Annotated in this window: 12 protein-coding genes; 8 read left to right on the top strand and 4 right to left on the bottom strand. The window is 62.1% G+C overall.

Going from position 1 to position 13991, the window contains the following annotated elements; genetic code table 11:
- Positions 1 to 71: 71 nt before the first annotated feature.
- Positions 72 to 995, top strand: coding sequence for a LysR family transcriptional regulator (locus PQR53_RS26230; protein ID WP_408460508.1), 924 nt, complete (start codon positions 72 to 74; stop codon positions 993 to 995).
- Here PQR53_RS26230 and PQR53_RS26225 read toward each other — a convergent pair.
- The gene (locus tag PQR53_RS26225; protein ID WP_408460505.1) at positions 992 to 2218 is read right to left on the bottom strand and encodes a GNAT family N-acetyltransferase; all 1227 of its coding nucleotides are present in this window, start codon (positions 2216 to 2218) and stop codon (positions 992 to 994) included. The genes PQR53_RS26230 and PQR53_RS26225 overlap by 4 nt on opposite strands.
- 402 nt (positions 2219 to 2620) lie before the next feature.
- Between PQR53_RS26225 and PQR53_RS26220 the strand changes: the two genes are divergently transcribed.
- The gene (locus PQR53_RS26220; RefSeq protein ID WP_179741279.1) at positions 2621 to 3664 is read left to right on the top strand and encodes a rod shape-determining protein; all 1044 of its coding nucleotides are present in this window, start codon (positions 2621 to 2623) and stop codon (positions 3662 to 3664) included.
- Between the two features lie 196 nt (positions 3665 to 3860).
- Positions 3861 to 5447 carry a gamma-glutamyltransferase family protein gene (locus tag PQR53_RS26215; RefSeq protein ID WP_408460502.1) on the top strand — a complete coding sequence of 529 codons (1587 nt, stop codon included), beginning with the start codon at positions 3861 to 3863 and terminating at the stop codon, positions 5445 to 5447.
- Position 5448: 1 nt separating this feature from the next.
- On the opposite strand, the gene PQR53_RS26210 is transcribed toward PQR53_RS26215, so the two are convergent.
- Genes PQR53_RS26210 through PQR53_RS26200 form a run of 3 tightly spaced genes read right to left on the bottom strand, consistent with a single transcriptional unit; the run spans position 5449 to position 7752 of the window.
- Entirely contained in the window at positions 5449 to 6039 is a 591-nt protein-coding gene (locus PQR53_RS26210) for a flavin reductase family protein (protein WP_408460499.1), read from the bottom strand.
- Positions 6040 to 6049: 10 nt separating this feature from the next.
- Positions 6050 to 6784 carry a GntR family transcriptional regulator gene (locus tag PQR53_RS26205; protein WP_408460701.1) on the bottom strand — a complete coding sequence of 245 codons (735 nt, stop codon included), beginning with the start codon at positions 6782 to 6784 and terminating at the stop codon, positions 6050 to 6052.
- A gap of 2 nt (positions 6785 to 6786) precedes the next feature.
- Entirely contained in the window at positions 6787 to 7752 is a 966-nt protein-coding gene (locus PQR53_RS26200; RefSeq protein WP_408460496.1) for a polysaccharide deacetylase family protein, read from the bottom strand.
- A 318-nt stretch (positions 7753 to 8070) separates the two neighbouring features.
- Between PQR53_RS26200 and PQR53_RS26195 the strand changes: the two genes are divergently transcribed.
- From PQR53_RS26195 to PQR53_RS26175, 5 genes are all read left to right on the top strand, one after another.
- Positions 8071 to 9129, top strand: coding sequence for an ABC transporter ATP-binding protein (locus PQR53_RS26195; RefSeq protein WP_408460493.1), 1059 nt, complete (start codon positions 8071 to 8073; stop codon positions 9127 to 9129).
- Between the two features lie 150 nt (positions 9130 to 9279).
- Positions 9280 to 10575, top strand: coding sequence for an ABC transporter substrate-binding protein (locus tag PQR53_RS26190; protein WP_408460490.1), 1296 nt, complete (start codon positions 9280 to 9282; stop codon positions 10573 to 10575).
- 143 nt (positions 10576 to 10718) lie between these two features.
- Positions 10719 to 11633 (top strand): ABC transporter permease, encoded by a 915-nt coding sequence (locus tag PQR53_RS26185; RefSeq protein WP_408460487.1) that lies wholly within the window; start codon positions 10719 to 10721, stop codon positions 11631 to 11633.
- A 2-nt stretch (positions 11634 to 11635) separates the two neighbouring features.
- A complete protein-coding gene (locus tag PQR53_RS26180) occupies positions 11636 to 12529 on the top strand; it encodes an ABC transporter permease (protein ID WP_408460484.1) in 894 nt (297 codons plus the stop codon).
- Between the two features lie 110 nt (positions 12530 to 12639).
- On the top strand, positions 12640 to 13911 hold the full coding sequence (locus PQR53_RS26175) for an acyl-CoA dehydrogenase family protein (RefSeq protein ID WP_408460481.1): 1272 nt from the start codon (positions 12640 to 12642) through the stop codon (positions 13909 to 13911).
- Positions 13912 to 13991 lie beyond the last annotated feature (80 nt).

Raw genomic sequence — 13991 nt, 5'->3', positions numbered from 1 at the left:
GGCATCCCTGCCCGAGCAGGTCCCTGAACGACGCCCGGTACGACCGGGGAATAGGTGAAGCGCGCAAGACCATGCTAACTCTCAAGCAACTGGAAGCGGTCTACTGGGTGGCCAAACTCGGTACGTTCGGCGCGGCGGCGGACCGCCTTTACACGACGCAGTCGGCCATTTCGAAGCGCATCAACGAACTGGAAGTGTTCTTCGAGGTATCGCTGTTCGATCGCAGCAGGCGGACCGTCCAGCTCACGGCGAAAGGCCGTGAACTGCTCGAAGCAGCTGAAGAAATGTTGCAGTCCCGCGATCGCCTGCTCGACCGCATGGGCAAGGAAGTGGAAGTCGTGCGGCACTTCCGCCTGGGCATCACGGAATTGATTGCCTTGACGTTCCTGCCGCGACTCGTGCGGGAGATTCGCGACGCCTACCCGACCGTCTCTCTCGAGCCGGAGATCGACGTCAGCACCAATCTCGCCGCGAGGCTTCTGCGGGGCGAGGTCGACTTCATCATTGCCCCGACGGTGCTCAAGGATCCACGCTTCACGTCGGTGCCGCTGAAAAAGCTGCAACTGCGCTGGATGGTGAGTCCGTCGCTGATGGCTGACTCGCGGGTGCTCTCACTGGAGGAAATTGCCAGCTATCCGATCCTGATGCAGATCGGCACCTCAGGTGTCGACGCAATCTACGAGCGCTGGTTCGCGTCGAAAAACCTGGCGATTCGCCGCACCTTCGCGGGCAACAGTCTGATCGCCCTGAGTTCGCTCACGGTGGCGGGGTTCGGTGTGAGCTATCTGCCCGCGCTGTATTTCGCCGATCTGGTCGACCAGGGTTTGCTCAATGTGCTGCATTCCACGCAAAGCTTGCCCGCAGTGCGGTACTACGCGATCTACCGTAACGATCGTCCTACCCCGCTCTACTCGATGGTGGCCGATCTCGCGAGGCGGCTCTGCGATTTTTCAAAACCGGATCTCGCGTCCGTAATTTCGGAAGGGTCGGGTTAAGTGGCGCTTCGGTTCTGCTCCGAACGCTGACCAAACGCCTCCGCGCCCTGCAGGGTCATTGCCGGGCTCAGCGGCAAGTCCTCGTTGCCCGCCTCCGGCGCTTCGGCACCCGCCTGGCGGAGCCGCTTGACGCGGGAGACGAGCTCGCGGGAAAGGCGCCGCGCGCGGATCGCCAGCAGGCCCCACACCGAATTGATGATCTGCACGGTCCACGCGGTGGACGCTTCTCCGCGCGCCCAGTACGACTTGAAGCGCTCCGTTCCCACCCCGAAGTCGAGGTCGAAACCGTTGTCGAAGGCCCATTTGACGCAATGCTCCACCGCGATCAGACCGGGGCAACATTTGCCGTAATGCGGGTCGTAACCGGCGAAGATCGCGCTCGCCCAGGGGTTGCCGAAACTGACGATAATCCCGGCCACCGGCGCGTCGTCCAGCGTGACCACGATCAGACGCGCCATCGAGGGCACATCAGGCGAATAGATCAGCTTGCCGAGGAAGCACTCGAACTCCGGCAAATCGATCCACACACTGCGTTTGCCGACCCGATCGCTCCATTGGCGTTTGCAGTTGAACATCCACGCGATGATCGCCGCGGTTTCGCTTTCCTCGCTGGGATCGACGACGCGCACGGCAACCTTGCCCTCCTTGGCGAGGCGGTTCACGAAAGTACCGGGCCGTTTGCCGAACAGCGTGCCTAGCGTGCGGCAATATTGTTCCCAACTGCCCGCGCCGCGCAGCGGGGCGGCAGACGCGTTATGGGCCTCGGTGAACAACACCCTGCGCTCCTGCATCACCAGCGTGTGCAGGTGCAACGTGTCGCGCACATACGGCAGATGAATGAAATCGGCGCCGCAGCGCCGGCGTGCGGTGTCCCACGCGCCCGCGATCAAGGCCGGGGCCGATGCGCCATCCTCCACCAGCACGCTCGTGTAGTCGCCGCCTTGAGGGCCGAGCGGCACGAGATAGGTCCAGAGCGTGCGCCGGCTGGTCTCGAGCGGCCAGATCATGACCAGTTGCCCGTCTTCACGGCACACGATGCATTTGAGCTTGCGCCCCTGCGGCTTCGCTACGTGCTTCCACGCCAGCCAGCAAAAGCTGAACGACTGATAGTAGTAGCCATTTGCCTTCGACCACAACGTGTCCCATTCAGGCTGCAAAGCACGAAATTCGGCTTCGTCGCTGATGACGTCGTAGCGTCTCGTCGTCTGTTTTGTCTCGTCCATGATGCCTCACGTTAAGCCCCGCCGCTGTCTTTGCCCTGGTCCAGTCGACGCTGAAAACGCCGACCACGGGAGGCCGCCGGCGCGGCCTGATGCGGATGACAGGAGCATGCCCTGACGCGCTGTGAAGGTGTGTGCGAAGACGCACGCTGCGGTGCGGCACGGCGCCACTTTCGACAAGGAGAAACTCAGGAAGGTGCTCACCGAAGCCACCCGCTTCGATACCCGCTGGCAAATGGGTTGGCAGGCCGACAACTCCCTGCGGGTAGGCCCGCCCAGGCAGCCGTCCGTCCGAAACTGTTATTCTTCCCTCTCTCCCGACCGCCACCTGGTCGCCTGCCGCCTTTGGGCGGCATCCCCAAGCGGCGCGCTTACGCGCCCGGCATCAGCGAGACAGGAATTTGCATGTTCGGTTTTCTGCGTGGCTATTTTTCCAACGACCTGGCAATCGACCTCGGCACGTCGAACACCCTCATCTACATGCGTGGCAAGGGCATCGTGCTGGACGAACCCTCAGTGGTCTCGATTCGTCAGGAAGGCGGCCCGAATGGCAAGAAGATCATTCTGGCCGTCGGCAAGGAAGCGAAACAGATGCTCGGCAAGGTGCCGGGCAATATCGAGGCGATCCGCCCGATGAAAGACGGCGTGATCGCCGACTTCAACATCACCCAGCAGATGATCAAGCGTTTCATCCAGATGGCGCATGAGTCGCGGATGTTCGCGCCGTCGCCGCGCATCATCATTTGCGTGCCGTGCGGGTCGACTCAGGTCGAGCGCCGCGCGATCAAGGAAGCCGCGCATAGCGCCGGCGCCTCCCAGGTGTACCTGATCGAAGAGCCGATGGCCGCGGCCACCGGTGCGGGTTTGCCGGTGTCGGAAGCGACCGGCTCGATGGTGGTCGATATTGGCGGCGGCACCACCGAAGTGGGGGTGATCTCGCTCGGCGGCATTGTCTACAAAGGCTCGGTGCGCGTGGGCGGCGACAAGTTCGACGATGCGATCGTCAACTACATTCGCCGCAACTACGGGATGCTGATTGGCGAGCAGACCGCCGAGGCGATCAAGAAGGAAATCGGTTCGGCGTTTCCAGGCTCCGAGGTCAAGGAGATGGAAGTCAAGGGCCGCAATATGTCCGAAGGCATTCCGCGCAGCTTCACGGTGTCCAGCAACGAGATTCTCGAAGCGCTCACGGATCCGTTGAATCAGATCGTCTCGGCGGTGAAGATCGCGCTGGAGCAGACGCCGCCGGAGCTGGGCGCCGACATCGCCGAGCGCGGCATCATGCTGGCGGGTGGCGGCGCCTTGCTGCGCGATCTCGACCGTCTGCTCGCGGAAGAAACCGGTCTGCCGGTGTTTGTCGCCGAGGCGCCGCTGACCTGCGTGGTGCGCGGTTCGGGGATGGCGTTGGAGCGGATGGACAAGTTCGGCGGGGCGTTTTCGTACGAGTGAGCTCAGTTCGCGAACGATAAAGCAGCACGCTCGATCGCCGCCGATCGGTCAGACCTTCCAGCGCGTGCCTGCTTGCCACGTAAAGAGACGCGTTCGGCGTACCCCTACGCGCCGATTTTTTTCGGCGCCGCGCGCGCACTTATACTCGCTACTCCGACGAGCTCGGTCGCAGCTCATTCCTCTTTGCGGAGTATCGATGCACGACACCCGACTCGCCCGTTCCAACGCCGGCATGGTCACCAGCCCTCATGCGTTGGCGAGCGAGGCAGGCCGCGATGTATTGCGTGCCGGCGGCAATGCGATCGAAGCCGCGCTCGCGATCGGCGCGGCGCTCTGCGTGACGTATCCGCATTTCACCGGACTTGGCGGCGACGCATTCTGGGTGATCGGCGACCGGCAAGGGAGGTTGCGCACGGTGTCGGGCATCGGCCAGGCCGCGCAGCAACTGCCTGCGTTCAGCGGTGCGATTCCGTTGCGCGGTGCTGCCTCGGCACTCACCACGGCCGCGACCGTCGATACATGGCATCAGGCCTATGAGATCAGCAAGGACGCATGGGGCGGCGCGCAATCGTGGTCGTCGTTGTTCGACCGTGCACTCGACTATGCATCCGATGGGTTTCCCGTCACGCCCTCGCAGCATTTCTGGCAACGCATGCGCGCGGACGAATTGCACGCTCTCCCCGGCTTTGCGGCGACTTTCGCACCGCACGGCCGGACTCCCGCCATCGCCGAACGTTTCGTGCAGCCCGCGCTGGCGAAGAGCCTCGAGCGGATTGCACGCTTCGGCGCGCGCGAATTCTATGAAGGCGAGCTAGCTGAGCGGATCGCGCGCGGTTTGCGCGAGGCCGGCTCACCGCTGACGTCGAGCGATCTGGCGCGAACGCAAGCGCGCGATGAAGCGCCGGTGCGTGTCGCGTATCGTGGCGGCGAACTGGTCAGCATGCGGCCGCCTACTCAAGGTGTGACGACGTTACAGATCATGGGCATCCTCGATCGTTTCGATGTCGCGCGGATGGCCGAGGGCAGCGCCGATTACTACCACCTGCTGGTGGAAGCAGTGAAATGCGCATTCGCGGACCGCGACCGTTTCGTGTCCGATCCTGAGTTCAACGCCGTGCCGGTCGACGACATGCTGTCGCCCACCGCGCTCGATGCGCATGCACGCTCAATCAATCTGCGTGCAGCGCGCGCATGGCCCCACGTGTTTCGCCCGGGCGACACGGTGTTTATCGGCGCGACGGATAGCGAAGGCCGCAGCGTCAGCGTGCTGCAAACGGTTTACTTCGACTGGGGGAGCGGCGTGGTGGCGGGCGACACGGGGATTCTCTGGCACAACCGCGGCGCGTCGTTCAGCACGAATCCCACGCATCACAACGTCGTGCAACCGGGCAAACGGCCATTCCATACGCTCAACCCCGGCATGTATCTGAAGGACTGCCGGCCGCACCTGCTGTTCGGCACGCAAGGCGCCGACGGTCAGCCGCAAACGCTGGCCGCGATTCTCACGCGCCTGATCGACTACGGGATGGACCCGCTCACTGCCCTCGCCCGTCCGCGCTTTCTGCTTGGCAAGACCTTCTCCGATACGCGAGATGCGTTGAAGCTCGAAGAAGACGCCGGCGCCGACGTGTTCGCCGCACTCGCCGCGCGTGGCCATGAAGTCAGCGCCATTGCAGCGCAAAGTCCTTTGGCGGGGCATCCGGGCGTGATTCGCATCGAGGCGGATGGCTCGGCTTCAGGCGCTCACGATCCGCGCAGCGACGGCCGGGCGCTTGCGGTTTGAGTCAGCCGAGCGTAAACCGGTCGCGCGTCGTGACATAGTCGCTCGCGCCGAAGCGTCCCACCGGAAAGTAATGCTGCAGCCGGACGCGCCAGGTCTCGATATCGATCAACTCATCGCGAGCATGCAACCGATGCACGCGGCCGATGAAAATCTGCCGGCTGGTCGTCTCCAGCGTCTCCCATAACGTGCATTCGAATGCCACCGGCGCTTCGGCGATACGCGGCGGCGCGACGTGGGTACTCGACACCGGCGTCAAGCCGACCTCCGCGAGTTCACTCACATTCGGCGGCAAACGTTCGCCGCAACGATGCATCTTCTCCGCGATCGCCTCGTCGGCAAGATGCACGACAAACTCACCGGTTCGCGCGATGTTCACCGCCGTGTCCTTGAGCGTGCCGTCGGCCACCCGATTGACGCTGATCATCACAATCGGCGGTTCTTCGCCGAGCATGTTGAACATCGAAAACGGCGCGGCATTGATCGTGCCGTCCGCACCGAGCGTGGTGACGAGCGCGATCGGGCGCGGCACGATCAGGCTCGCCATCAGCTTGTAGCGCTGGTATTCAGTGATCGTGTCGAAGTCGATTTCCATCTGTGGGGGCCTAGGTCTGAGTGGTGGTGCCGGTGATGCCGAGCAACTGGCCGAGGCTTTTCTCGCCGCGCATCCGCGAAGTTTCGATCCGCTCCTCGATATCGCGAAGATGCGCTTTCATATGGGCCATTGCGCCCGCGGCATCGCGTGCCTCGATGCAATCGACAATCGCCGCATGCTCCGCGTGCTCGCATGGCGCATGCCCCGGCGGTTCATACACGCCGACAATCAGCGAGCAGCGCGAAACCAGTTCCTTCAGATAGTTTTGCAGAATGGAGTTGCGCGCGAGCGCGGCGACGCGCATATGAAAACTACTGGCGAGCGTGGCCCACGAAGGCTGGTCGAAGCGATGCATCGCCTCGTGCTCGCTCGCCAGCTGCTGGCGCAAAGCCAGGATGTCCTCCGCACTCGCACGCTGCACGGCCAACTCGACCAGCACGTGTTCGACAGAGCGCCGGGCTTCGAAGATCTCGCGCGTTTCCTCCGGCGTCGGCTCGGCGATCACCGCGCCTTTGTTCGGCCGCAGCACGACGATGCCCTCGTAGGCGAGCTTTTCCAGCACCCGCCGCACGACCGCGCGACCCACGCCGAACAGCTGGCACAACTCGGGCTCCGGCAGCTTCGTGCCGGGCGTCAAACGATGGTTCAGCACGCCGTCGAAGATTGACTGATAGAGGCGCGCGTCGACGTCCGCCTCTTCCTTCGGCGTTTTTCTGGCAGTGGCGGCGCCGGCTTTCGGCTTCATGCTCATGCGAGTTCCGGGCGCAGCACGCCGTCGCGCTCCAGTTCGTCCATGTGACGGGCGATCGCGCCTGGCGTCGTCACCCATACATCACCGTTCACGCGCGCCGCGGCGATATGCTCGAGCGCGCGGCGCAAATGCCGCAGCCGGTATGGCTGACCCACCAGATAAGGATGCAGCGCGATGCCCATCACGAGCGCCTGCGGCTGCGGCCCGCGATTGGCCTGTTCGAGCATCTCGTCGAACTGATCGACGATCATGTCGGCAAACGCGCGGCCATCCATATGGCGACCCACCATCATCGGCAGATCGTTGAGTTCCTGCGGGTACGGAATCGACCACAGCGGGCCGCCACGGGTGGCCATGCGTACCGGACGATCGTCGTGACACCAGTTCAGCGTGTAGCGATACCCGGTCTCAGCCAGCAGATCGGGCGTCAGGTGCGACTCGGATATCCATGGCGAGAGCCAGCCCCGCGGTGGCGTACCGGAGACTTCGGCGATACGTTCGCGGCAATGCAGAAGCAGTTCACGTTCGCCGTTCTCGTCCAGATCGCTTTGCCGATGCGCATTGGTGTGCCCGTGGCCGATCAGTTCGTCGCCACGCGCCACGCAGGCCGCGATCAGCTCCGGGCAATGGTCGTAGAGCGCCGTATTGATCAGCGTGCCCGCCGGCAAATCCAGCTGGTCGAACAGTTCGATGCAGCGCCACGCGCCCACGCGGTTGCCGTACTCGCGCCAGCTATGGTTCAGCACATCCGGTTGAGGCGAGATCGGGCCGAGCGCGGCGCCGAGTCCCTCGCCGAACGCAAAGTGTTCGATGTTGAAGCCGAGATAGACGGCGAGCCCGCTACCGCCGGGCCAGCGGAACGCGTCGCTGTCCGTGATCGGGCGATAGCCAAAGCGGCCGTGGGTGGCGATCGGTTGACGGGCGCGATTCTCTGCTGCGGGCATGTTCCGTGTGTCGTTCATGTAAAGAAGCAGTGAGTGACGAAAAAGCGCCGCGTGGCGCCCCGCATGAACCGAGTTGGCCGGATCATGCCCCGGGACGGACCGAAGACGCACCGCGATTGCGCAAAAAGATTCTCTTTGATCGCTGACGATCGACGGTGTGGATCGTTTGCAATATGTGAGCCAACTCGTCGACGTTAAGCACACCGGCGCGTTTGCAATGGCCGCGCATCGCGAGGCGACGGATGGCACATGTCTTGCATTTGCATGGTCTCGCCCTGGCACCGCGTGTGATTTTGCGTGCGCCCGCTCTTCGCCGTTCACGAGGACATCCACTTCATGATTCAGCCTGCTTCAACGGTGCTCGAAACCACAGCCGCCGATATCGAACTGGTGCACGTGTCGAAGCAATACGGCGACTCGCTTGCCGTCGACGCCATCGATCTGCGCATTGCCGGCGGCCAGTACTGCTGCCTGCTCGGGCCGTCGGGATGCGGCAAGACCTCGACCTTGCGCATGATTGCCGGGCATGAATCGGTCACCGAAGGCGACATTCTGATTGCCGGGCGCAACGTCACGCGCGAGGAACCCGCTGCGCGCGGCACGGCGATGGTGTTTCAGAACTACGCGCTGTTCCCGCATCTGAGCGCGCTCGATAACGTCGCCTTCAGCCTGAAGATGCGCGGCATAGCGAAGGACGTGCGCCGCAAGCGAGCCGGCGAGCTGCTGGAACTGGTCGCGATGTCCGCGTATGCCGAACGCAAACCGGCGCAACTGTCTGGCGGTCAACAGCAACGTGTGGCGCTCGCGCGCGCGCTGCTGAATCAACCTGGCTGTCTATTGCTCGACGAGCCGCTGTCCGCGCTCGACCCGTTCCTGCGTGTGCAAATGCGTGCGGAACTCAAGCGCTGGCAGAAAGAACTCGGCATCACGTTCGTGCACGTCACGCACTCGCAGGAAGAAGCGATGGCGCTTGCCGATCTGGTGGTCGTGATGAGCCACGGGCGGATCGAACAAAGCGGCACGCCGCACGAAGTCTTCAACCGTCCACGCACTGAATTCGTCGCGCGTTTTCTTGGCGGTCACAACGTCTTCAACACGAATGGTCGTTCGTTTACCGTGCGCGCCGACCATCTGCGCGTGGTACCGCACGGCGTCACCCCCGTCCAGACGGCAACCGGCGAGCGCGGCCTGACCCGGATCGGCGGCGTGCCCTGCACGGTACGCGAAGCGGAGTACCAGGGCACCCATTTACGCATGACGCTCGATCCGCTCGATGGCTCGCCTGAACTGGTCTCGCTCGTGAGCGACGGCGACTACGACCCGGCGCAGCTTGGCCCTGACGCGCGCGTCGTGGTCTGGTGGAACGAGCAGGACGCGCATCCGCTGGCTGCGTGAGCGGGTGTGCGGCATTGCGTGACATGGCAGCGAGAGTACGTCTGAATGAAAAGCGCGAACTGAACGCGAATTGAACGACTAACAGGCGCTGCTCGACCATCCAGCGAATATCAAGTGAACGTCAAACGACCGTCAACTGAGGAGAAAGCAATGAGTGAAACGAACGAGAGCCCGGCAGCGGCCGCATCCGATCTGAAGGAAAAAGGCCTGTCGCGCCGCACCTTCATCAAGGGCGCCGTGGCGGCGGCCGGCATTGCCGGGTTTCCGTACGTGCATGCGCAGGAGAAGATCACGTTGCGTTACCTCGGCACGGCGGTGAATCAGAGCGCCGACATCGCGAAGAAATTCAAGGAAGACACGGGCATCGAGATTCAATACGTGCCGGTGACAACTGACGATGTGGCCAAGCGGATCATCACGCAGCCCAACTCGTTCGACATTGTCGACACCGAATATTTCGCGCTCAAGAAACTGATTCCGGCCGGCACGCTCGCGGGCATGGACGCGAAACGCATCAAGCTCGCCGACAAGATCACGCCGGTGCTGACGCGCGGTGAAGTGAACGGCAAGAAGATCGGCGATCAGGGCACCGCTCCGAAGAAAGTGATGTTTCTGACCGGCCCGCGCTCCACCGAATTCTCCGCGACACCGACCGAATGGATGACGCTGATTCCGACCACGTACAACGCTGACACGCTGGGTATCCGTCCCGACCTCATCAAGCGCCCGATCGACAGCTGGGCCGAACTGCTCAATCCGCAGTTCAAGGGCAAGGCGGCGCTGTTGAACATTCCGGCGATCGGCATCATGGACTCGGCGATGGCGATCGAAGCAATGGGCCACATGAAATATGGTGACAAAGGCAACATGACCAAGGCCGAAATCGACCAGACCATCAAGATCCTGATCGAAGCCAAGCACGCCGGCCAGTTTCGCGCGTTCTGGAAGGACTTCAACGAAAGCGTGAACCTGATGGCTTCGGGCGAGGTGGTGATCGAGTCGATGTGGTCGCCGGCCGTGACCAAAGTGCGCACCATGGGCATCGCCTGTAAATTCCAGCCGCTCAAGGAAGGCTATCGATCGTGGGCGTCAGGTTTCGGCTTTCCGCGCTCGCTGCAAGGCAAGAAGCTGGACGCTGCGTACGAGTTCGTCAACTGGTTCCAGGACGGCTGGGCCGGCGCCTACCTGATGCGTCAGGGCTATTACTCGGGTGTGCTCGAGACCGCGAAGACACACATGCAGCCTTATGAATGGGACTACTGGATCGAAGGCAAAGCTGCCGCCCAGGACATCAAGGCGCCCGATGGCCAATTGCTCGAAAAAGCCGGCACCGTGCGCGACGGCGGCTCATACAACCAGCGCATGGGCGCGATTGCCTGCTGGAATGCGGTGATGGACGAGAACATCTACCTGGTCCAGAAGTGGAACGAGTTCATCGCGGCCTGAACGTGGCCTGAATGTGGCTTGAGCGCGCGAGCCGCATGCCGGACTGCCGGTGCATGACGTACCGGCAGTTTTTCGATGACGTGGCCAATGCGCAGCGCAGTGCTTCCGCGGTGCTTCTGCAGTGCTTCCAGAGATATTCGCCCATGGCAACGATCGACCTTTCCTCTCACGCGCAGGATGCGCCCGTCAAACACCGGCGTGCGCCGGCATGGTTGCAGGCAACGCCGCTTTCGCTGACATTCCTGCTGTTTTTCATCGTGCCGTTGGTCATCACTTTGATCGTGAGTTTCTGGGACTTCAACGAATACCAGATCATCCCGGCTTTCACGCTGAAAAACTACGCGGCGATTTTCAACGGCTGTTCGTCGATGACGGACGTCTGCGTGACCTTCAAGACCTACTGGTCGACGCTCAAGTTCTGCGCGATCGTATGGGCCGTGACCTTGCTGCTGGGTTTTTCGATCGCTTACTTCCTCGCGTTCCACGTGCGCACGACGAGCATGCAGACCATCCTGTTCCTTGTCTGCACGATTCCGTTCTGGACGTCGAATGTGATCCGCATGATCTCGTGGATGCCCTTGCTCGGCCGTAACGGGCTCGTCAATCAGGCGCTGCTGGGCGCGCATCTGATCGATCAACCGCTCGAGTGGTTGCTGTATTCGAACTTCTCGGTCGTGCTGGCGTTCATGCACCTCTACACGTTCTTCATGATCGTGCCGATTTTCAACGCGATGATGCGCATCGACCGCTCGTTGCTCGAAGCCGCGCGCGATGCCGGTGCGAGCGGCTGGCAAGTGATTCGCGACGTGGTGTTGCCGCTGTCGAAGACCGGCATTGTGATCGGCTCGATCTTCGTGATCACGATCGTGATGGGCGATTTCCTGACCGTCGGCGTGATGGGCGGCCAGCAGATTGCATCGGTCGGCAAGATCATTCAGGTACAGACCGGCTACCTGCAATTTCCCGCGGCGGCAGCTAACGCGATCATTCTGCTGGCTGTCGTGTTGATGATCGTGTGGGGTTTGACGCGGGTAGTCGATATCCGCAAGGAGCTGTGAAGATGCAGGCCATTCGCCTCAAACATCGGGAACGTCGGCCGGCCAGCTTTTACTGGCTCGCGCTGCTGTTCGGCCTGTTCGTGCTGTTCCTGTATGGACCGGTCATTACGATTTTCATTCTTTCGTTTCAGGGACCCGAGGGTGGGCTGACGTTTCCGATGCGTGGCGTGTCGTTGCACTGGTTTGCCGTGCTGCGTGACGGCGTTGGCGATGTCGATATCTGGGCGGCATTCGGGCGATCGGTGCGGCTTGCGCTGGCTGTGACCGTGCTGACGGTGCTGTTCTCCGTGGCGGCCGGACTGGCTTTTCGCCGGCGCTTTCGTGGCGATACGGCGGTCTTTTACGTGTCGGTTGCCAGTCTGATCATGCCGTCCATTATCGTCTCGCTTGGGATCGGCTTGACCTTCCGGCTGCTCGATAACGGTGTGAAGTATCTCGCTTCCGCGTGGGGGTATCAGTCCTTCGCCGACAGTTATACGACATCGATGGGCTTGTTCACGTCGGCGCTGGGCGCGCATTTGACGTGGACGCTGCCGTTTGGCCTGCTCGTAATGTTTGCTGTGTTCAACCGCTTCAATCCTGCTTATGAAGAGGCTTCGCGGGATCTGGGCGCCACGCCGTGGCAGAGCTTCCGGCATGTTGTCCTGCCTATCATCGGACCTTCGGTTGTTGGCGTCGCGATGTTCGGGTTCACGCTTTCATGGGATGAGATTGCGCGTACCTCGCAGGCGATTGGCGATCAGAATACTTTGCCGCTCGAGTTGCAGGGACTTACCACGTCGGTGACGACGCCTGTGATTTACGCGCTTGGGACGATGACTACGGTTTTGTCGCTTACTGTGATGGTTGTGTGTTTGCTCGCGGTGCGAGCGTTGGGGCGTCGGCGGGCAAAATAGTCATTTCACTACGTGTTCTAAGAATCAGCCAAATGCTTCGTTGCTAGCACCCCGCCCCTCCCGTACCGTTCTCAGATTGCGCCCGGCGCCCACCCCGCATTGGAGAACTCATGCCAGCATCTGAATCGCACGCAACCCTAAATCAGGCAACCGCCGACGCCGCGGAACCGTTTGCCGAAAACGAACTCACCCGCCGCTTCGCCCACGTCTTCGCCCGCATCGCCGAAGGCGCAGTCGAGCGCGAACAGAACCGGAATCTGCCCTACGCTCCCGTCGAGTGGCTGCGTGAAGCCGGCTACACCAAACTGCGCGTGCCGAAACGCTACGGCGGCGAAGGCATTTCACTCACCGAGTTCTTCGCTCTCGTCACGCGTCTCGGCGAGGCAGACTCGAACCTTCCGCAAATCCTCCGCGTGCACGGCGGCTTTATCGAATCGCTGCTGGAAAATGACGATGAGCTGCTGCGCGACCGATGGCTCACGCGTATCGCACAAGGTCAGATCATCGGCGGTGCCGTGTCCGAACGCACCGGCGTCACCAACAACAGCGTGCGTCTCACCCAGACCAACGACACGTGGCATCTCGACGGCGAAAAGTACTACACCACAGGCACGCTCTACGCGGACTGGGTGGACGTCACCGCGCACGACGGCGAAAGCGACGTCCGCGTACTCGTGAAAACCGACACGCCGGGCCTCCAACGCATCGACGATTGGGATGGCTTCGGGCAGCGTCTCACCGGCAGCGGCACGGCACGCTTTGAGCACGTACCGGTCTCGCTCGACAATCTGTACCGCCGGTATAAGGCGTCCGAGCCGCGCCGTAACAGTCTGCTTACCGCGTACTATCAGGCACTGCATGTCGCGAACCTTGCTGGAATCAGCCGTGCGGCGCTGCGTGATGCGGTGGCGTTCACACAAGGTAAAACGAGAACCTTCGGTATCCCGGGTGAATCGAGCCCGCGCGACAATCCGCTGGTGCATCGCGTAGTCGGCCGCCTCGCGAGCCTTGCTTACTCGACGCAAAGCATCAGTGCGTCGCTCGCCCGCGCGATCGATGAAGTGTCAGTCGCGCGACAGGAAGGCCGGACTAGCGAACAAACCTACATCCATCTGGATATCCAGACTTTCCAGGCGCAACAGATCGTTATCGAACAAACCCTGCAAGCAGCCACGCTGCTGTTCGAAGTGGGCGGCGCATCGGCAACCAGCGAAACGCGCCGCTTCGACCGCTATTGGCGCAATGCGCGGGTGCTGGCGTCGCACAATCCGGCGATCATTCGTGAAGCCGCTATCGGTGACTTCTATCTGAACGGCAATGCGCATAACGAACGGTTCGGCGTGGCGCGAAATGCGGACGTCGCCACGGCTCGCCACGCCTGAAAAGCACAACCCCAAACTCCGAAAAACGTGGGGTTGTGGTCAAACGTCTGAAGGCCGGTTACGCGGCCTCAAAGTTTGTG

Source organism: Paraburkholderia fungorum (assembly GCF_046027605.1).
GTDB lineage: Bacteria > Pseudomonadota > Gammaproteobacteria > Burkholderiales > Burkholderiaceae > Paraburkholderia > Paraburkholderia fungorum_F.
Note: the sequence above shows the minus strand (reverse complement) of the source record. Positions and strands in the feature narration are given on the sequence as shown.